This is a genomic window from Bacillus rugosus (genome assembly GCF_023238245.1).
Taxonomy (GTDB): domain Bacteria; phylum Bacillota; class Bacilli; order Bacillales; family Bacillaceae; genus Bacillus; species Bacillus rugosus.
In genome coordinates this window covers 990,001-1,008,780 of record NZ_CP096590.1, presented here as the reverse complement: position 1 = coordinate 1,008,780, position 18,780 = coordinate 990,001, and the positions used below count along the sequence as shown (strand labels likewise).

21 protein-coding genes, 5 tRNA genes, 1 pseudogene and 1 riboswitch (1 of these 28 only partly in view) are annotated in these 18,780 nt (G+C 44.2%); of the genes and pseudogenes, 6 read left to right on the top strand and 21 right to left on the bottom strand.

The features are described 5' to 3' along the window. Window positions 1–247: 247 nt before the first annotated feature. From M0696_RS05095 to queG, 6 genes are all read right to left on the bottom strand, one after another. Complete coding sequence (locus M0696_RS05095; protein WP_248602566.1) at window positions 248–955, bottom strand: hypothetical protein; 708 nt, start codon at window positions 953–955, stop codon at window positions 248–250. An 11-nt stretch (window positions 956–966) separates the two neighbouring features. Then, on the bottom strand, window positions 967–1,680 hold the full coding sequence (locus M0696_RS05090; RefSeq protein ID WP_248602565.1) for a bactofilin family protein: 714 nt from the start codon (window positions 1,678–1,680) through the stop codon (window positions 967–969). Next, window positions 1,671–2,312 carry a YhbD family protein gene (locus tag M0696_RS05085; RefSeq protein WP_248602564.1) on the bottom strand — a complete coding sequence of 214 codons (642 nt, stop codon included), beginning with the start codon at window positions 2,310–2,312 and terminating at the stop codon, window positions 1,671–1,673. The genes M0696_RS05090 and M0696_RS05085 overlap by 10 nt, the downstream gene beginning before the upstream one ends. A 126-nt stretch (window positions 2,313–2,438) precedes the next feature. Next, window positions 2,439–2,921, bottom strand: coding sequence for a tRNA (uridine(34)/cytosine(34)/5-carboxymethylaminomethyluridine(34)-2'-O)-methyltransferase TrmL (gene trmL, locus M0696_RS05080; protein WP_166853836.1), 483 nt, complete (start codon window positions 2,919–2,921; stop codon window positions 2,439–2,441). Between the two features lie 37 nt (window positions 2,922–2,958). Next, on the bottom strand, window positions 2,959–3,888 hold the full coding sequence (locus tag M0696_RS05075; protein ID WP_248602563.1) for an amidase domain-containing protein: 930 nt from the start codon (window positions 3,886–3,888) through the stop codon (window positions 2,959–2,961). 67 nt (window positions 3,889–3,955) lie between these two features. After that, window positions 3,956–5,116, bottom strand: a complete 1,161-nt coding sequence (gene queG, locus M0696_RS05070; RefSeq protein ID WP_166853838.1) for a tRNA epoxyqueuosine(34) reductase QueG — start codon at window positions 5,114–5,116, stop codon at window positions 3,956–3,958. A gap of 81 nt (window positions 5,117–5,197) precedes the next feature. On the opposite strand from queG, the gene M0696_RS05065 reads away from it, so the two are divergent. Next, a complete protein-coding gene (locus M0696_RS05065; protein WP_248602562.1) occupies window positions 5,198–5,821 on the top strand; it encodes a B3/B4 domain-containing protein in 624 nt (207 codons plus the stop codon). A 90-nt stretch (window positions 5,822–5,911) separates the two neighbouring features. On the opposite strand, the gene M0696_RS05060 is transcribed toward M0696_RS05065, so the two are convergent. Further along, window positions 5,912–5,985 (bottom strand) — tRNA-Gly (locus M0696_RS05060). A gap of 194 nt (window positions 5,986–6,179) precedes the next feature. Between M0696_RS05060 and M0696_RS05055 the strand changes: the two genes are divergently transcribed. Together M0696_RS05055 and M0696_RS05050 are read left to right on the top strand one after the other, a co-directional pair. Then, on the top strand, window positions 6,180–6,380 hold the full coding sequence (locus tag M0696_RS05055; protein ID WP_166854703.1) for a helix-turn-helix transcriptional regulator: 201 nt from the start codon (window positions 6,180–6,182) through the stop codon (window positions 6,378–6,380). A 1-nt stretch (window position 6,381) separates the two neighbouring features. After that, entirely contained in the window at window positions 6,382–6,855 is a 474-nt protein-coding gene (locus tag M0696_RS05050) for a hypothetical protein (RefSeq protein ID WP_166853840.1), read from the top strand. Between the two features lie 16 nt (window positions 6,856–6,871). On the opposite strand, the gene rpsN is transcribed toward M0696_RS05050, so the two are convergent. The 6 genes and pseudogenes from rpsN to M0696_RS05020 all read right to left on the bottom strand — a co-directional run bounded on the left by rpsN (window position 6,872) and on the right by M0696_RS05020 (window position 11,627). After that, window positions 6,872–7,141, bottom strand: a complete 270-nt coding sequence (gene rpsN / locus M0696_RS05045; protein ID WP_019257859.1) for a 30S ribosomal protein S14 — start codon at window positions 7,139–7,141, stop codon at window positions 6,872–6,874. Window positions 7,142–7,253: 112 nt separating this feature from the next. Further along, window positions 7,254–7,732 (bottom strand): annotated as a pseudogene (locus M0696_RS05040) (hypothetical protein). Window positions 7,733–7,857: 125 nt separating this feature from the next. After that, window positions 7,858–8,994, bottom strand: a complete 1,137-nt coding sequence (ssuD, locus tag M0696_RS05035; protein ID WP_222142478.1) for an FMNH2-dependent alkanesulfonate monooxygenase — start codon at window positions 8,992–8,994, stop codon at window positions 7,858–7,860. Between the two features lie 22 nt (window positions 8,995–9,016). Continuing rightward, window positions 9,017–9,847 (bottom strand): ABC transporter permease, encoded by an 831-nt coding sequence (locus M0696_RS05030; protein WP_222142477.1) that lies wholly within the window; start codon window positions 9,845–9,847, stop codon window positions 9,017–9,019. Continuing rightward, the gene (locus M0696_RS05025; protein ID WP_222142476.1) at window positions 9,844–10,842 is read right to left on the bottom strand and encodes an aliphatic sulfonate ABC transporter substrate-binding protein; all 999 of its coding nucleotides are present in this window, start codon (window positions 10,840–10,842) and stop codon (window positions 9,844–9,846) included. Before M0696_RS05025 ends, M0696_RS05030 begins: the two co-directional genes overlap by 4 nt. Before the next feature lie 17 nt (window positions 10,843–10,859). Then, on the bottom strand, window positions 10,860–11,627 hold the full coding sequence (locus tag M0696_RS05020) for an ABC transporter ATP-binding protein (protein WP_222142475.1): 768 nt from the start codon (window positions 11,625–11,627) through the stop codon (window positions 10,860–10,862). A 405-nt stretch (window positions 11,628–12,032) separates the two neighbouring features. Between M0696_RS05020 and katA the strand changes: the two genes are divergently transcribed. Continuing rightward, on the top strand, window positions 12,033–13,484 hold the full coding sequence (katA, locus tag M0696_RS05015) for a catalase KatA (protein ID WP_222142474.1): 1,452 nt from the start codon (window positions 12,033–12,035) through the stop codon (window positions 13,482–13,484). Window positions 13,485–13,508: 24 nt separating this feature from the next. On the opposite strand, the gene M0696_RS05010 is transcribed toward katA, so the two are convergent. From M0696_RS05010 to M0696_RS05000, 3 genes are all read right to left on the bottom strand, one after another. Next, a complete protein-coding gene (locus M0696_RS05010) occupies window positions 13,509–13,706 on the bottom strand; it encodes an FbpB family small basic protein (RefSeq protein ID WP_222142473.1) in 198 nt (65 codons plus the stop codon). 131 nt (window positions 13,707–13,837) lie between these two features. Further along, window positions 13,838–15,610, bottom strand: a complete 1,773-nt coding sequence (gene thiC, locus M0696_RS05005) for a phosphomethylpyrimidine synthase ThiC (protein ID WP_248602757.1) — start codon at window positions 15,608–15,610, stop codon at window positions 13,838–13,840. Window positions 15,611–15,740: 130 nt separating this feature from the next. Further along, window positions 15,741–15,848: riboswitch (TPP riboswitch) on the bottom strand. 68 nt (window positions 15,849–15,916) lie between these two features. Next, a complete protein-coding gene (locus tag M0696_RS05000; protein ID WP_248602756.1) occupies window positions 15,917–16,609 on the bottom strand; it encodes a Type 1 glutamine amidotransferase-like domain-containing protein in 693 nt (230 codons plus the stop codon). Between the two features lie 125 nt (window positions 16,610–16,734). Between M0696_RS05000 and M0696_RS04995 the strand changes: the two genes are divergently transcribed. Then, window positions 16,735–17,016 carry a spore coat protein gene (locus M0696_RS04995; protein WP_248602561.1) on the top strand — a complete coding sequence of 94 codons (282 nt, stop codon included), beginning with the start codon at window positions 16,735–16,737 and terminating at the stop codon, window positions 17,014–17,016. Window positions 17,017–17,033: 17 nt separating this feature from the next. Here the strand turns inward: M0696_RS04995 and M0696_RS04990 are convergent, their stop codons facing one another. Beyond that, on the bottom strand, window positions 17,034–17,237 hold the full coding sequence (locus M0696_RS04990) for a hypothetical protein (RefSeq protein ID WP_072566821.1): 204 nt from the start codon (window positions 17,235–17,237) through the stop codon (window positions 17,034–17,036). A gap of 138 nt (window positions 17,238–17,375) precedes the next feature. Here M0696_RS04990 and M0696_RS04985 point away from each other — a divergent pair, with 138 nt between their 5' ends. Then, the gene (locus tag M0696_RS04985) at window positions 17,376–18,152 is read left to right on the top strand and encodes a sporulation protein (RefSeq protein ID WP_248602560.1); all 777 of its coding nucleotides are present in this window, start codon (window positions 17,376–17,378) and stop codon (window positions 18,150–18,152) included. A 91-nt stretch (window positions 18,153–18,243) separates the two neighbouring features. On the opposite strand, the gene M0696_RS04980 is transcribed toward M0696_RS04985, so the two are convergent. From M0696_RS04980 to M0696_RS04965, 4 genes are all read right to left on the bottom strand, one after another. After that, window positions 18,244–18,325 (bottom strand) — tRNA-Leu (locus tag M0696_RS04980). A 280-nt stretch (window positions 18,326–18,605) separates the two neighbouring features. After that, window positions 18,606–18,694 (bottom strand) — tRNA-Leu (locus M0696_RS04975). 7 nt (window positions 18,695–18,701) lie between these two features. Then, a tRNA-Cys gene (locus M0696_RS04970) sits at window positions 18,702–18,772 on the bottom strand. A 5-nt stretch (window positions 18,773–18,777) separates the two neighbouring features. Next, window positions 18,778–18,780, bottom strand: a tRNA-Gly gene (locus tag M0696_RS04965) (it continues 72 nt past the right edge of the window).

Genomic DNA, 18,780 nt, shown 5'->3' with positions numbered 1-18,780 from the left:
GATACTTATACGGCGTTGACAAGGCAGACCGCGTCCGTTCATAATAAAGGAAAATACAGAATCATCCAGACTCGGACATCTCGGAAAAATTGAAGAGGGGGAGAGACGGTGAAAACAATCATCATGATGGGTGTCATTGTCACTTTTTTAGTATCAATTTTTACTGCAGGGTACGAAAGCAAGCCGGGAAAACAATAAAAAAGGGTGCTCCTCATAAGAGCACCTTTTTGTATAACAGAACATTGTTTTACAGTTTTATACTTTCTTTTATCTTTGAATGATGATCGCATTGGTATTTGTTTTTGTACTCAATTGTTCCGATGCTGCAGCCCGGCCCAACGACCACTTCTTTTCCCCTGACAACTGCCGCCTCGGTGTTCTCCAAATAAACCTGATCTCCTTCTATGACGTCGGCAATCAATTTTACTTTCTTCCGGTTAAAAAAGCTCGCGCGTCTTTTCACTGTAATGGTTGTTCCGCCGATTTCCCGCACATGGCTTACATCATGGCATAATTCAAGCTTGATATCACCCGCATTTAATAAACCTGATACATCAACGCAGCCTGTGACATGGAACATTTCCGTTTCACAATCACCTTTAACGCTTAGCTTCCCTTTCACACCGCATGATTCTCCAGTCACATTCCCGCAAATTTCAGTCAGGCCTTTCAGATTGAATCGATCAAATTGAAGTGAGCCGCTGACTTTTATTGTACCGTAAATATTGATTCTTCCGGCTGTCAGGTTGCCTTTAAACTCACTTTCTCCGTGCACACGCAGCCGCTCAGTCTCTGCTTTCCCGAGAAAAAGGCCTGTTCCGAATATGCGGCAGCCCGCAGCAGACAGCCCTTCACCAATCACACCTTCACCTTTGATGCTGACATGATGGTATGCGCCGCCTGCAGCGTGTCCGGCGCCATATAATTTTAAATTTCCCAGTTTTGTTGTCTCCATTACGATCCTCCTCACATCTTCGTGCAGGTTACTACCGATGCGCTCGGATCACAAGTATAGTCCCCGCTGTATTCAACAGTTTCAATCTGGCAATCCGGACCGATTTTCACTTTATTTCCTCGTACGGTTTTCGCCTTTGTATTTGTCAGTTCAATTACATCACCTTCGATCAGTTCAGCCGTTAAAACAGGCTGCGGCATCAGTCTAAGCAATGTCAGCATTCCTTTTCTGCCGGTTACTTGAAGATGGCGGCATCCGATTTCCCGCACATAACTTTCCCCGGCAGAAAGCTTAATGGTCACCTCGTCAGCGTTCAAAAGCCCGCTGACTTTGCATTTCCCTTCTGATTGAAAGGTTTCCGTTTCACAATCGGCTTCCATGACCGCTTTTCCGCTAATGACAATGCCATCAGCCTTGACTGTGCCGCCAAATGTTGATGATCCAGCGATTTTCAATTGTTTTGAGGATACCTCTCCTTGGAAAAAACCTGTTCCGTTAATCCGAATAGATTCTGCTTCAACGTCTCCATGTATCTTTCCTGAACCGCTGATGGTTACCGTTTTCGCTTTGACGCTGCCGTCAGCTTTTCCGGTTCCATTAAAAGAAAAAGTGTCACACTCTACGTCTCCGGCCACTGTTCCGCTGCCGTTAATTTCAACTGATTGAAATGTTCCTCCCTTTGAACTTCCTGATCCGTTTATCACCAGCTTTTCCATTACATCCATTGATGGCCCTCCTGCATATATGTTGTTTTTAATTCCTCTGACGCCTTTACTAAATCTACCCGTTCCACAACCTTAACGGATGATTCAAACAGAATGCTGTCCGCTGCAGCCGCTATAAAACAGGTTGTAACACCGAGCTTACGCAGCACAATCAGCTCCGTCTGTTTCTTGAGCTCTTCAGTATCATACTGCTTTAACACCTCTGCAGCCATTTTCGCTTCTGCCAGACTGACATTTCCAGACTGCAGCAGCCCTTCAAGCACATACAGCGAAAGCAGATCTCGCGAAGAAAAAACCGAATTCCCGCCGCCTTCTGAAAAGACATCAAGAGCAGTCCTTGAAATCAAACCTTTATGAATCAAATCATCAGCGGTCATGCTGACATCCTTCATTTTCGGCGACAGCATTTCCCTCATTTCATCCAGTGACAAATTTTCCTTCATCTTTTGAATCATTGAAATGCGTTTTAAAATATCCTCTCTCGGAAAAAACGTCTCTTGCCCTGTAAATGTGGACTTGCGAATAAACCATTCCTCAGGAATTAAGTTCTTCCGCTTCCACCGATACAGCTGACCGTAAGAAATCGATGTTTTTTCAAGTAATTCTTTTTTAGAGATTAATTGTTCTTCCATAAGTCCAGCTCCTTCGATGGATACATTGTAACATAACACTGTTACGTTGTTAAGCCCAAAAACAAAACACAGCATCTCAAATCACATAAAAAAAATCCGCCCATCATTGATGAGCGGATTTTTTTGCTATTTTAAATCACGGTAATTTTGCTGGCGCAGCGCTTCATAAACGAGAATCGCCGCAGTGTTGGACAGGTTTAACGATCTAACGTGCTCTGTCATCGGGAGACGCAGGCAGCGGTCCATGTTATTTTGAATTAAATCCTTTGGCAAACCACTTGTTTCTCTTCCGAATACGAAGAAATAATCCTCGTTAAGATCAGTGTAATCAAACGATGTATGAGGCTGCTGGCCGAATTTCGTGATAAAGAAAAACTGGCCTTTTTGATATTCCTCAAACAATTCCTCTAAAGAATCATGATACACAACGTTAACAAACTCCCAATAATCGAGTCCGGCACGCTTCAGCATTTTATCATCCGTAGAAAAGCCGAGCGGACGAATCAGATGGAGCGTTGTATTAGTTGCTGCACAAGTACGTGCAATATTCCCTGTATTGGCGGGAATTTCTGGTTGATATAAAACGACATGTAATGCCACAATGTTCACCTCTGTTTTTCTTATCCGCCCATCATTATATCATTAATTACTCTTTTGTCGTATCATCAACGATATGAAAAAATGCATATCGTATAGACGGCGTATATGCCGTAGAATCCTCGTATGACCAATACCTCATCCGGCTGTCATAGGACTGGGCGTTGACAAGCGGCATATTGCCTTTGTCCTTCGCCACAACAATCGTTGTATGATTAAACCTGCCGTCTCCTTCAAAGTCATAGCAAATCACATCGCCAGGCCTCAGCTCTTCCGCGGATTTCACCCGCACCGCACGCAGGCCGGCCTTTGAATTCGACAAATACATTTTCATAGAATGAGCCACCGTCCAGCTGTAACTCCATGAGTTTTGTTTCATCCACCAGCCTGACCCTCTGTTCGGATGGCCTCGCATCGGTGCGCCTCCCGCATGAAGACACTGAGAAATAAAATTCGTGCAGTTATCGCTGAAATTTTTATAAGCCGGGTTGCGCTTGTTCCAAAATTTCTCGGCATATTGCACAGCGCCGAGACGATCGTATTGAAAGGCCCTGCCAAACTCTTCCCTTTCCTCTTGAGAATAGTCAATAATACTGGTCCCTTCATGAAATCCAGCCGGCTTTTTCGTAATTTCCTGGTCACTAATCAAAATATGATCATAAAGGAAAGCCATCCGCTCCTCTATGTGCTCTTCCATATACAAGCTGTCGTCCCGTTCCTTACACACGTATTCATAATGGATGGTATACGTAAGGCAAGTCGTTCCGTCATCCTCAATCCGCACATGACCGATGACGGCCTTTGCTTTCGCTTTTATGATGTCAATTTTACGTTTATCCAGAAGCTTCTTCTTTCGCTCCATGACTTCAAGGTCTCCGACTTCAGATTCCTGTCTCATAGCATGCCCGTTAACCAGATAGCTCAGCCGCTCCTCCGCTAATTGTTCTAAAATGTGCTTCAAGCTCACCCCACCCGCCATACTTTTTTATAAAGAAAAAACACTTGGATACATCTCAAGTGTTTTTTCCTACTGTTCTATACGTATGTCAGGACAGGCCTTGTTTAGTCATGCCTGAAGCTTTTAGCAAATCAATTCCTTTTTCAATTTCCAGCTTTGCCTCTTCATCCTTCTCTTTTTCCAACGCTTTTTCAAGCTCTTCCGCGTATGCGGGGTCTCCGATTTTACCGATCGCCCATGCAGCTGTTCCCCTGATAACAGGACGCGGGTCCTTATGCATCAGATCCGTCAATTCAGGCAGTGCGGAAGCATCCTTAAAGTGGGCAAGGGCGAGAATGGCGTTACGCTGAATCGGCTTCTTCCCGCGCCAGGAACCTGAGACATGTCCGAATTTCTCCTTAAATTCACGGTTGCTGATGGTCAAGAGCGGCTTCAATAACGGTTTGGCTATCTCAGGGTCAGGCTCCATTTCCGGATGAAGATGAAAGTCCTTCCCTTTATTGAGAGGACACACCGTTTGACACGTGTCGCACCCATACAGGCGGTTTCCAATCTTTGTCCGGAATTCATCAGGCAAAAATCCTTTCGTCTGGGTCAGAAAAGAGATGCAGCGCTGTGCATTCAGCTGCCCCGGATTAACAAGTGCTCCCGTCGGACAGGCGTCCAGACATTTCGTGCAGGACCCACACATATCTTCAATCGGCACATCAGGCTCAAAAGGTATATTTGTAATCATTTCTGCCAAATACACATAAGAGCCGTACTCAGGCGTTGTAATCATACAGTTTTTCGCACTGAAGCCGATGCCGGCCCGCTCTGCAACTGCCCGATCAGACAATTCGCCTGTATCAACCATTGACTTTGTTCTGATATCCTCATGCTTGCTTCTCAGAAATTCCTCCAGCAGATCGAGCTTTTCCCTCAGCACATCGTGATAGTCTTTGCCCCAGGAGGCTCTGCAAAAAATGCCTCTGCGCTCAGTTCTCGTGCTTCTCGGCGCATCCTTCATTCTCGAAGGATATGCGAGAGCAATCGCCACAATTGATTTCGCTTTTGGCAAAAGCAGCTTCGGCGTCACCCTTTTCTCAATATCTGGCTCTTCAAAGCCGGAGAGATAGCCGAGTGATTCTTGAAGAATCAAACGGTCTTTTAAACTGTCAAAAGTATCAGCGGTCGTAAAACCAATCTTGTCCACGCCAATGCTTTTCGCGTATTCAATTAATTCTTCTTTGAGCTGATAAACGTTCATGTTTTGCACAGCCTCCTTTCTTTGTGATAAAACGATACAGCGTTTATAATAGGTTGATATCCCGTAATGGAGTGATTGCTAATGAATATCAAACTTGATTCTGTAATTACCGAACGCGCAGCCGGCTTACATGCGGCGGCTGTGATTTATAAGAATATCGAAGTCGGCTCCTCTCCACAAATGCTGAAAGGCAGGCTTCGCCTATTTCAAGAATCCCTGTTTTTCGATTATGCTGACGGCGGAATATCCGATGAATCCTTCGTCAAGGAATGGCGGGAACTCTTTAAACAGCTTAACCCTTCATTTGAGGGAGAAACAACCCCAATGGAGGACATGCTGATCCCGATATCCAAAGAACAATTTATGGAAAGCAAGGATTCAGCCCATGACACCATCGATTTTTTCGCATTAAAATATTCTCTGCCCATTATGATTTATGATGCCGGCAAGCTTCATGAGCCAGTCCGAATCTCATTGGGAGAAAAAGAAAACATCCTGCTTTTCTCTGATGATAACGGCATATTTGGCGATTTAAAAAACAACATCAATCGCTATCCCGTTTCAAACGAGACCAAGAACATGCTGCAAATCATTTTTTTTCCGCCATCCATTGAAAAAAGCAGCGCTGTTAAACTCTTATCATCATTAACGAAAATGTTTGAACAAATTCACGGCGGAGCCCATACAGTACATTGGCTTACGTAAAAGAACACGAGTGACGTGTTCTTTTTCACATAAAAAAACGCAATACTTCGTTTATCTAAGAAACGAAACACTGCGTTAATAACGTATGTATGGAGCGGGTGATGAGAATCGAACTCACGACATCAGCTTGGAAGGCTGAGGTTTTACCACTAAACTACACCCGCATTTGTGTTTTGTCAGTAACATTACCGCTCTGACTTGTCTAATATTACACGTTTATTATTTTTTCGTCAAGGGAATATAAAAATTTTGTCGAAAAAAAGTTTTCTTTTTGTAAAGATGTTAAGTCACATTTACATAATGTTAAGTATAGTATACAATATAATTAATCGAGAATGTGAAGGGGACAGACGTCATGATGAAAAATAAAGTAAAAGAGCTAAGGGCACGCTTCGGCTATTCTCAGGAAAAACTCGGAGAAACGGTCGGCGCCACAAGACAGACTGTGGCAGCTATCGAAAAAGGTGATTATGTTCCCTCACTGTTGTTAGCACTGAAAATCTGCAAAGCCTTCTCCATGAAAATGGAGGATGTCTTTTGGTTAGAGGAGGAAAACTAAGATGAGCATGAAAACAAAAGCAGCTTTTCAACTTGTTTTATTTGGCCTTGCATGCTGGACGTTAATTGCATACTTTGAAGCTTCAGAAGGCATTGCATCCTTTTTCCGCACAAAGAGCGGCGAGATGGTGTTTGAATTAAACCTCACTCCCTTTATTCTGTTTGTTGCGGCGTCTGCGGTTTATTTGTACTTACAGAAGAAAAGCCGCCCTGCTTCAAAAAAGCTTCTTCTGCCTGATGAGTTTGAAGAGCAGGATGAAAGAGAGCAGATGATGACGGCAAAAGCATGCCGCGCATCATATATCGCCGTCTACTTCTCGCTACCTGCCGCAGCGGTTCTTCTCATTTTTTATCCGCTGTTTCAGTCCCGTGTTCCATTTTTCCCTATTATTATTGTGTTTGTCATCATGATCATCCAGCACCTATCCTACGTCATCTCTTTCAAGAAAAACGAAAAAAACTCCGGCGCGCTATAAGCGGCCGGAGTTTTTCTTACCAGCTTGCTTTTTTGACACCGGGAATCTGGCCTTTATGTGCCAGCTCCCTAAAAGCGATTCTGGACATTTTAAATTTCCTCATATATCCTCTCGGGCGCCCCGTTACCATGCAGCGATTATGGAGCCTTCCCGGTGCAGAATCTCTCGGCAGCTTGCTGAGTGCCTCGTAATCTCCTTTTTCTTTTAACTCGCGTCTAATAGCAGCGTATTGTTCAACAAGCTGTTGGCGTTTTAACTCTTTTGCCACTTTTGATTTTTTAGCCAAGACGTAGCCTCCTTTTTTTAAATCGAAATTATTACGATTTAAAATGTATCATTCACCATACATAAAAGCAAGCATAACGCTTTGTAAAACAACTGCCTGAAGCTGCCCATTTCTAATGATGCAATTCTACATCATAGGGTAAGGTATCATAATGCTTAATAAGCTCTTTTTTATATTCAGATGGGGTGCACGGGCTCGCCCGTCCCTTTTATACTGCTGCCGATCAAAACAGGTCTCTAGAAAAAGTCGGTTCCGCGATGAAATATTCTGAGTCATTTCCTCTGTTGCGCTATCATTACGTTTCACCGATGAACTGGCCGCGCATTTCCCTGTTTATCCGCAATGCCAAAATGAACAGTGTTGCGTTTATTCTTTCCGTCTCCCTCTTCATTTCAAAATAAACAAATTGTTATGTATCGGGTTTTTCCTCTGAATAATCTGCACTTACCGGACCAATCTCTAACAAGCTCTCCATTTTGATAATGTTCCCAGCTGGAGAAATACCTTCACTGATATTATCAGCAGTGAATCCTGTGAAGCTGCAACAGTCATTCTGTTTTTTCAAAACCTGATATGTCCGCCCGCTTTGATTTCCGTCTGCTTTGAATATCCGCATGCTCACAGCATAGCTAACAGGCAAATGACTGATGGCTTATCAATGTGTTCAGAATAACAGCCCCCTTTTTTGAATACCATGTTCGGGGGCTGTATTTTACTTAGACCGACTCATTTTTTTCTTTGACAAAATAAGTGTTCCCGACGGCTTCACCCCTTTTGTTCTGAAGCTTTCTCGTCCGTTCATTTTCAAAAGGCAAAAGCGGAAACACAAGCTCTGCAAAATAATACGCTTCTTCTAAATGCGGATAGCCTGAGAAAATAAACGATTCTATACCGAGTGCCTGGTACTCCGCTATCCTGTCGGCAATCGTCTGCGGATCACCGACAAGAGCTGTTCCTGCTCCGCCTCTTACCAGGCCGATCCCCGCCCACAGATTCGGACTGATTTCAAGCTTCGACCGATCGCCTTGATGAAGGACGGCCATCCGCTGCTGGCCTGAAGAATCGTAACGGCTCAAAGCTGCCTGTGCTTTGGCAATGGTGTCATCATCTAAGTGGCTGATCAAGCGTTCAGCCGCTTCCCAAGCCTCTTGTTCGGTTTCACGGGCAATGACATGCAGCCTAATGCCGAATCGAACGGATCTCCCCTCTTTTTCCGCCTGCTTTTTGACTCTCTCAATCTTTTCTTTTACTTGTTCAGGCGGCTCGCCCCATGTTAAATACACATCAGTATGCTTTGCCGCAGCTTCAATCCCTGCCTGTGACGATCCTCCGAAATAGATAGGCGGATGCGGCGCTTGCTGCGGCGGGAAGAGCAGATTGCTGTTTTCCACTTTTATATGATTTCCTTCATAGGAAACCGTTTCTCCCTGCAAAAGTCTCCGCCAAACGGTTAAAAACTCGTCTGTCGCTTCATAGCGTTCATCATGGCTGATAAACAGGCCATCTCCAGCCAATTCGTACGGATCGCCTCCTGCCACAACATTGATCAGCAGCCGGCCGTCTGAAATGCGGTCTAAGGTGGACGTCATTCTGGCTGCTAAAGAAGGCTGCATTAAACCGGGTCTTACTGCGATTAAAAACTTTAAGTCCTTTGTTTCTCCTGCCAAAGCCGATGCTGTAAGCCACGGATCCTCGCACGATCTTCCCGTGGGCAGAAGAACACCCGTATACCCCAGCCTGTCAGCCGCCTGCGCCACTTGTTTAAAATAAAGATGATCCGCAGTCCGTCCATTGCTTTCAGATCCTAAATATCTCGCGTCTCCATGAGTCGGTATAAACCAAAGAATTTCCATTTCCATCTCCCTTTCACGTATATTACCCTTCGTAACTGTTTCTCCACTTTAATAGTTTTCGTTCAAGCAGCCTGACAAAGGAATCCGTCAGCTTTCCAACCACTGCAAAAATGATAATCCCAGCAAACACTTTGTTCGTTTGTGAAAACTGTCTAGCATCCATGATCATATAACCGACTCCTGAGCTTGAGCCCATCAGCTCTGCTACAACAAGTCCGAGCCATGCAATGCCGAGCGATAAGCGAATGCCGAGCAGTATATTCGGCAGGGATGCCGGCAATATCACTTTGGAAATCTGCTGATGCCATTTAAATTCAAGCACCCGGGCGACTTCAAACAGCTTCGCGTCAACCCCGCGGATGCCGTTAAATGTATTGATATAGACAGGAAAGAAAGCGCCGAGCGCAATCAGCAAAATTTTAGATACCTCATCAAAACCGAACCATAAAATAAACAGCGGCGTGACCGCCAGATGGGGAACGGTTCTGAGCATTTGCAATGACGGATCAAGATAAAGCTCCGTCCGTTTGGAGAATCCGGCCAAAATCCCGATCATCAAGCCAAGCCCCGCGCCAAGCAAAAAACCAAGCGCCGCACGATAGATACTGATTTGCAGATGGCCGAACAGCTCACCGGACAAAATAAGCTCTTTAAACGTCAGGACGATTGCAACGGGTGTGGGCAGCACTGTAGCGGACATAATTCCAAGGCCGCCAATGATCTGCCAAATGGCGATGATGACAGCGGGCAGCAAAAGTCCCTTCATCCAGCCGTATTTTATCCTTCCGGGCTTTTTTCGCACCGCTTCCGCATTCGTCTTCGGCAGCGAGCCTGCAGCCTCTGCTTTCATCATTGATCACCTCCGGAGGAATTTTCCTTTAATGCTTTTTTAATAAATGTGTTATCTACAACCTCTTTCACATCAATCTTCTTGTCTATCGCCTTCGTTCGATATTGAAAATCTGCTGTCTCCTGCTGCGCTTTCACAATGTCGTCACTGATGACCTCATTCAGAGGCTCAGTATTTTTCAGCACATTTTCGACGACCTTTTTATCGAGATCTTTAATGTCTGCATACAAGTCAGCGGATTCATCCAGATGTTCCTTTTGCCACACAACAGCCTTATTAAAGACCTTCAGAAAACGGACCACTTCGTCCGGGTGCTCTTCCGCAAACTTTGTTCTTACTAAAGTAAATCCGGGTGAATATAAATCTGTGCTTTCCCCGTTCACAAGGATTTTTGCTCCGTGTTTGATTGTTTCTAAAGACAAGTACGGCTCCCAAATGGACCAGGCATCAACAGATCCGTTTTCAAACGCGGAGGCCGCTTCATCAGGCTGAAGCTGAATGATCGTCACATCATTAGCTGTCAATCCCGCTTGATCAAGTGCTTTATACAGAAAATCAAAACCGCTGCTGCCTTTGGCGACTGCAATTTTTTTTCCCATTAAGTCCTTGACGTCCTGAATGCCGCTGTCTGGATTCACAAGGATGCCGTTCGCTTTCAAACCGTCCTGAGATAAACCGATTTCTTTAAAATCAATGCCTGCCGCCTGTCCTGAGATCACAGGCGAATTGCCGACTTGAGAAAAATCAAGTTTGTCTGCCGCAAGGCCTTCAAATTGGGGCGGACCGCTTTGAAACTCCACCCATTTCACTTTGATGCCTTCTTTTTCAAATGCATCTTCAAACCAGCCTTTCTCCTTCGCAATCAAAAGCGGGCTTAAGCTTTGCTGAATACCGATTCGAATTTCTTTCAATTGTTTATTGTCACCGCTGGCTCCATTTGCTCCGCAGCCTGCCAGCAGAAAAAAAACGGTAACCAATACAATGAGTCTTTTTTTCATTTCTGCTTCCGCCCTTTCTATATCCCTGATCCTTCAGCGTGCTCTAGATCTTCTGTTTTCTCGAATTCAGACAGTACTTTCTGTCTGATCGCTTGGAAATCCGGAGTCGTCCGGTTTCGCGGATATGCCAGATGAATGGGCATCAGCTTATGGATGTTCCCCGGTTTGGCTTTAAGGATCGCAAGCTCATTTCCTAAATAAACAGATTCATCTATATCATGAGTAACGAGAATCATCGTTGTTTTTTTCCTCCGCCATATATCCAGCAGCACGTCCTGCAGGTGTTTTCTAGTAAAAGCGTCCAGCGCACCAAACGGTTCATCTAAAAGCAGCACCTCAGGCTCCCGCAAAAGAGCACGTGCGATAGCGACTCTTTGTGACATACCGCCTGACAGCTCGCGCGGATATGCTTTCTCCGATCCCTTCAATCTGACAATCTCGATCAGTTCATCTACCTTTTGTTTGACTGTTGGATCTTTCAAGTTCAAATCGGCGGCAATATTCTGCTCAACCGTCAGCCAGGGAAAGAGGCGGTGCTCCTGAAAAATAAATCCTTGCTGAATCCCCGGAGCTGTTACACTGCGTCCGTTAACTTCAACACTCCCGTCATAATCTGAATCAAGTCCTGCAATAATCTTTAACAGAGTGCTTTTTCCGCACCCGCTCGGTCCGATGAGTGTTAGAAATTCACCTGGTGCGATTGATAATTGAATATTCTCCAAGACCGTTGTTTTGCGGCCCTCTTGAACAAAAGTCTTTTCTTTGATGCTGATGGTCACAGCCACTTTTATCCCTCTCTTTCTGCCAACCCCGCCTTCTAAAAAACAAAAAGGCCCCCATCTCTGTTCTTTGTAGAGACGAGAGCCTTCGGCGGTCCGATCAGCTGCCCAATTGTTTTTTTGTTTGAATATCATGTTAATTCAAATTATTCCGATATGTCAACTCTTTTTAAACGAGATTTTTAACATCCTTGTTTATCACTTACTCAGCTTGTTTCGCAAATAGAGAGGAAGAAATTATTCTTCAAAAAGCTTTATTCTCCCTTAATGGCTGTTATAACAAGGTTTATCAACATTTTTAATACTAGATATCGCTTAATAGAGATAACTATTTTATAATAATTATAAAATAATATTGACTTTTTACTTAGAGATGATATTATGTTTTTATAAATTCCAAGAGGTGATCACATGAGTTCAAATAAACTGACAACTAGCTGGGGCGCTCCAGTTGGAGATAATCAAAATTCGATGACTGCCGGTTCTCGCGGACCAACTTTAATCCAAGATGTACATTTACTCGAAAAATTGGCCCATTTCAACAGAGAACGTGTTCCAGAACGTGTCGTTCACGCCAAGGGTGCAGGCGCACACGGATATTTTGAAGTGACAAACGATGTAACCAAATACACGAAAGCCGCTTTCCTATCTGAAGTCGGCAAACGCACACCGTTGTTCATTCGTTTCTCAACAGTTGCCGGTGAACTTGGCTCGGCTGACACAGTTCGCGACCCGCGCGGATTTGCTGTTAAATTTTATACTGAAGAAGGAAACTACGACATCGTCGGTAACAATACACCGGTATTCTTCATCCGCGATGCAATTAAGTTCCCTGATTTCATCCATACACAAAAAAGAGATCCAAAAACACACTTGAAAAACCCTACAGCTGTATGGGATTTCTGGTCACTTTCACCAGAATCACTGCACCAAGTGACAATTCTGATGTCAGACCGCGGAATTCCCGCGACACTTCGCCACATGCACGGCTTCGGAAGCCATACATTCAAATGGACAAATGCCGAAGGCGAAGGCGTATGGATTAAATATCACTTTAAAACAGAACAAGGCGTGAAAAACCTTGATGTCAATACGGCTGCTAAAATTGCCGGTGAAAACCCTGATTACCATACAGAGGATCTATTCAACGCGATCGAAAACGGTGATTTCCCTGCATGGAAACTATATGTGCAAATCATGCCTTTAGAAGATGCAAATACGTATCGCTTCGATCCGTTTGATGTCACAAAAGTTTGGTCTCAAAAAGACTATCCGTTAATCGAAGTCGGACGCATGGTTCTAGACAGAAATCCAGAAAACTACTTTGCAGAAGTAGAACAAGCGACATTCTCACCTGGAACACTTGTGCCTGGTATTGATGTTTCTCCTGATAAAATGCTTCAAGGCCGGCTGTTTGCTTATCATGATGCACACCGCTACCGTGTCGGTGCAAACCATCAAGCGCTGCCAATCAACCGTGCACGCAACGAAGTGAACAATTATCAGCGTGACGGACAAATGCGCTTTGACAATAATGGCGGAGGATCTGTGTATTACGAGCCTAACAGCTTCGGCGGTCCGAAAGAGTCACCAGAGGATAAACAAGCCGCATATCCGATACAAGGAATCGCTGACAGCGTAAGCTACGATCACAACGACCACTACACACAAGCCGGTGACCTCTATCGTTTAATGAGCGAGGATGAGCGTGCCCGCCTTGTTGAAAATATCGTTAACGCCATGAAACCGGTAGAAAAAGAAGAAATCAAACTTCGCCAAATCGAGCATTTCTACAAAGCAGATCCTGAATACGGAAAACGCGTAGCAGAAGGCCTTGGATTACCGATTAAAAAAGATGAATAATAAAAAAGCAAAACCCGCTTTTAATTAGCGGGTTTTTTTATATTTTGTACGCACTGCCGTATGCTTCTCATCAATCTTTATATAAATTTCCTCCATAAGCTCCGCGCTGTTCATAATCTCTCGTTTGTTTTTTTTAATCAGAATCTCAAGCGGCAAAATCTGATTCCCGTATGTTTTTCGCTTCCTGAATCGTTTTCTCCCCTTCTCTTTTTTGATTCCCATCTATGATCCCTCCTTTTTCATACAAAAAAGGCCCTTATCTAAAAGATAAGAGCCTTCGGTGTCCCGATCAGCAAATACTGGAAATGTATATTGACTATATTAAAACGTATTCCATTTTGCCTGTCAATCTATTATTTATACAGCTGGCTGCCTTGATTCACAAATTCTTCGGCTTTTTCTTTCATCCCCTCTTGAATGGCATCCCATTCACTAAGATCTTTGTCCTTCGCATAATCCCGAATATCCTGGGAAATTCTCATGCTGCAAAACTTCGGTCCGCACATTGAACAGAAATGAGCGGTTTTTGCTCCTTCAGCCGGCAGGGTTTCATCATGATATTCAAGCGCTCTTTCCGGGTCAAGGGATAGATTAAACTGATCTCGCCAGCGGAATTCAAAGCGGGCTTTCGATAACGCATCATCCCGTATTTGTGCTCCGGGATGCCCTTTGGCAAGGTCTGCCGCGTGCGCAGCAATTTTATATGTAATGACCCCTTCACGAACATCATCACGGTTTGGCAGTCCCAAATGCTCCTTGGGCGTTACATAACAAAGCATTGCTGTTCCATACCAGCCGATCATCGCCGCTCCAATCGCTGAAGTAATATGGTCATAGCCCGGCGCAATATCTGTCGTCAGCGGCCCCAAGGTGTAAAAAGGCGCTTCTTTACAAATGTCCATTTGTTTATCGACGTTCTCTTTGATTTTATGCATCGGCACATGCCCCGGTCCCTCAATCATTACCTGAACATCATGCTTCCAGGCAATTTGCGTCAGCTCTCCAAGCGTCTCTAATTCAGCAAACTGCGCTTCGTCATTGGCATCAGCGATTGATCCGGGACGCAGACCATCCCCAAGAGAAAAAGCAATATCATACGTTTTCATGATTTCGCAGATTTCTTCAAAATGTGTATACAGAAAGCTTTCCTGATGATGAGCCAGACACCACTGCGCCATAATCGCTCCCCCGCGTGACACGATTCCAGTTGTCCGTTTGGCAGTCAGCGGCACATACCGAAGCAAAACACCAGCGTGTATCGTAAAATAATCCACTCCCTGCTCTGCCTGCTCGATCAGTGTATCACGATAAATCTCCCACGTTAAATCCTCCGCTACACCGTTTACTTTTTCAAGCGCCTGATAAATCGGAACAGTTCCAACAGGCACAGGGCAATTGCGGATAATCCATTCACGCGTCGTATGAATGTCTTTTCCGGTAGAAAGATCCATCATTGTATCCGCTCCCCAGCGGATGGCCCACGTCATTTTTTCCACTTCTTCTTCAATGGATGACGTAACCGCTGAATTCCCGATATTCGCATTAATCTTCACATGGAAATTCCGGCCGATAATCATTGGTTCACTTTCAGGGTGATTAATATTTGAAGGAATGATCGCCCGGCCGCTTGCTACCTCATCTCTGACAAATTCAGGAGACACATGCTCGCGAATTGCGATAAACTCCATCTCAGGTGTAATCATCCCCTTTTTGGCATAATGCATTTGAGTGACATTTTGGCCAGCTTTCGCCCTCAGCGGTTTCCGCTTTAGTCCTGGGTAGCTTACGTTTGGATTTGCTTTTTTATAACCGTTATCTTCTGGTTTTATCGCCCGTCCTTCATATTCTTCGACATCGCCGCGCTCTGTGATCCATTTTTGGCGGAGAGGCTTTAATCCTTCTTGAATATTGATGGTCACCTCAGGATCCGTATACGGTCCGCTTGTATCATAAACACGCACAGGCGCGTTTTCCTCTTCGCCGAACGACCCAGTCGTCGGACTTAATGCAATTTCCCTCATCGGCACTTGAATGTCCGAAGAAGAACCCTCCACATACACTTTCTTGCTCCCCGAAAAACTCGACATAATGGAAATGTTGGCTTGCTGCACTGAATCGTTTTGCATCACTGATCCTTCCCCTCTCTTCGTTTGAAAGGACAAAATCAAGCCCATAACCAGCACAAAAAACCGGATTCAAATAATGAACCCGGTTGCAGTCAGAAAGAAACATATTATTGCCCACACGACAATAATAAAAGCTATTCCTCTACTTCCCCACGCTGGTACGAACCAGATCAGGTCCAAAGGGTTAAGAAGCTTACCTTCTCTCTCAGCCCGAAAGCGGGCACCCCCAGTAACTATTGATTTCGCACTCATCTTAACATAAAAACAATCTGAAAAAAAGAGAAATGTAGAAAATATTCAGCCAATTCACCCTAAATATCTGACGGGCAGCGGGGTTTCAGATATGTCATGTTCACCCTTCATCACCCGATATGCCTTTGCATCCTGTCTTGAACTCACTATCTGAAACAGCTGTTCATTTATGAAATGAAGAGCCGCTCCGTCGTCCGCCGCATAGCCATCGCACAAGAATTCGTTAGATATCAGCTGGTGGTATATCGGTCTCCGATCCTTTTCACCGTCATAATGAGGACAGAAGCTCCCTTGCAAAAAACCTAAACTTTTCATGCTTGTCAGCGGTCCGGCTGAATCTGTCACCCCTTCTTCAAACCAGCAGATCGCACCGGCACTTAATCCAGCTAAAATCACACCGTTCTTCCATGCCTCTCTAAGAATAAGATCCAGCCCCCACTCCTTCCACAGCACAAGCATGTTCCGCGTACTCCCCCCGCCAACATAAATCACGTCCTTTTCCATAACAAAAGAAGTTAAATCTGTTGACGGCGGCTTAAATAAGGATAAATGAGACGGCACACAATCCAGTGTTTGAAATGCATGATAAAATCGCTGAACATAATTTTGGGAATCACCGCTCGCCGTCGGCAAAAAACAAATGCGAGGCGGCTTCCGTTCCGATTGATTGATGATGTATTGATCGAGGGCCAAATTTTCCGGCTCCATCGAAAAACCCCGGCCATCCATTGCAATAATCTGTTTCATCATCCCACTCCCCGGAAAAATTTGTTACTCATTATAGCATTTTGTATAAATGCATGATACAAGGTTAAATACTTAATAGGAAAATCTAGGAGATAAAATCCCTGACATAACAGGAGGTGAAGCCATTGAACGATTTCTTAGTCTCTACCAGACCTATAATGATTCTTGTTTGCTTAACAACAATAAAAACCAGCATTAAAAAGTACATGGTCGCAATAACAGAAACAACTAACCCCGACCTCAGAACAGCGTTGTATGATCAATTAGATGCAGCTGTTCATCTGCATAGAGAACTATCTGACCTCCTGATGGAAAAAGGCTGGCTACTGGATAAACCATTTCAAATCGATTCACTTTATCTTGCAGAGAACTGTAACAAAGTCATACAAAAAAGACGGTATCTCTGAGATCCCGTCTCTTCATTTTATTGCTCCACTCTTCTTAAAGCCTCGTTTACAGTTTCTTTTATAAACGCGTCTTCACCGCTTAATCGGTCTAAACTGAGATCTCCGTTTCTCAACCTTTCGGAAATATTGTTTATATCCTCCTCTACCGTGATTTGCAGCTCACCAGCCAAAAACATTCTGTGTAATTCATCAGCAACCATACTTTCTTTATCCATTTCAATCCGCTCCTTTGTTTTCAATATTATTCTTAGTCTGTCCCTAGGCCGGACGAATAATAGGTAAAAAGTACGAATCAAACGAATCTTTTTTCTCTTTCTTACGTATATCTGTTGAGAAAAAGAAAAAGGGGAAGATCTAACATGTCATTTTTTAAGAAGCTTGCGGCAAGTGCTGGTATCGGTGCTGCAAAAGTGGATACAATTATAGAGAAAGACGCATATTATCCAGGAGAAGAAGTACGGGGGACTGTCCATGTCAAAGGCGGAAAAATCGCTCAGGACGTCCGCTATATTGATTTACAGCTTAATACTCGGTACGTCATTGTAAAAGACGATGAAGAGCATCGGAAATATGCTACAATTCATTCTTTACGGGTTGCTGATTCATTCACCATTCAGCCTGGAAAAGAGCATCAATTTCCGTTCTCATTCACCCTTCCTCTTGATACACCGATCACTGTAGGGAAAGTAGAGGTCGCTGTGGTAATAGACCTTGATATCGAAGGCGGTATCGATAAGTCCGACCATGACCGCATTTTCGTTGAAGCGCATCCTTGGATTGAAAGTGTGCTGGAAGCAATCGAAAACCTGGGCTTCCGTCTTAACGAAGCAGACTGTGAACAAGCGCCTTACTTTCAACGCCGCCTTCCGTTTGTTCAAGAATTTGAGTTCATTCCGACATCAGGCTACTATCGTCAGATGCTCGATGAGTTAGAGCTTATTTTCCTTTTAGACGAAAACGGTTTAGACATTATTTTCGAAGTCGACCGCAGGGCAAGAGGACTGCGAGGATGGCTGGAAGAGATGTATAATGACGGAGAACAGCTCGTACGCGTCCGCTTTAGCCAATCAGAGCTTGAAGATGCAGAAGGGCTTGAAGAGGTGTTAGAAGAGATCATAGACCAATACGCTGATTGAATGATAAAAAGGAGCCTCAATTAAGGTAGGCTCCTTTCTATGATATAAAAAATAAAAACCCGTTTCTTCATAAGAAACGGGTTTTTCAGTATACCGGTGGTCGGGGTCGAACCGACACTCCAGAAGGAACACGATTTTGAGTCGTGCGCGTCTGCCAATTCCGCCACACCGGCAAGTTTTACGTCGTATCTAACCGACGAATATAAATATATCATGGATTTTATAAAGTGTCAACGTATATCAAAAAAGTTTTTTTGGAAATATAAAATAAAAAAGTATTAAGAGACTTAGCTAAACATAAAGGCTCAAGCAGCTTTATGATCATGTATCGGAACTTAGCTGCTTATGATAAATCAAAGCAATAAAAAAATGATCTACACAAGTAGATCATTAATATGATTAGTTATAGTTTAAACGAACAAACACCAATTCAACTTAACCTGTAAGTAAAATTGGTGCCGAGGGCCGGACTTGAACCGGCACGGTAGTCACCTACCGCAGGATTTTAAGTCCTGTGTGTCTGCCAATTCCACCACCCCGGCAAAAGAAAGGCGACACCCGGATTCGAACCGGGGATAAAGGTTTTGCAGACCTCTGCCTTACCACTTGGCTATGCCGCCGTAATTGG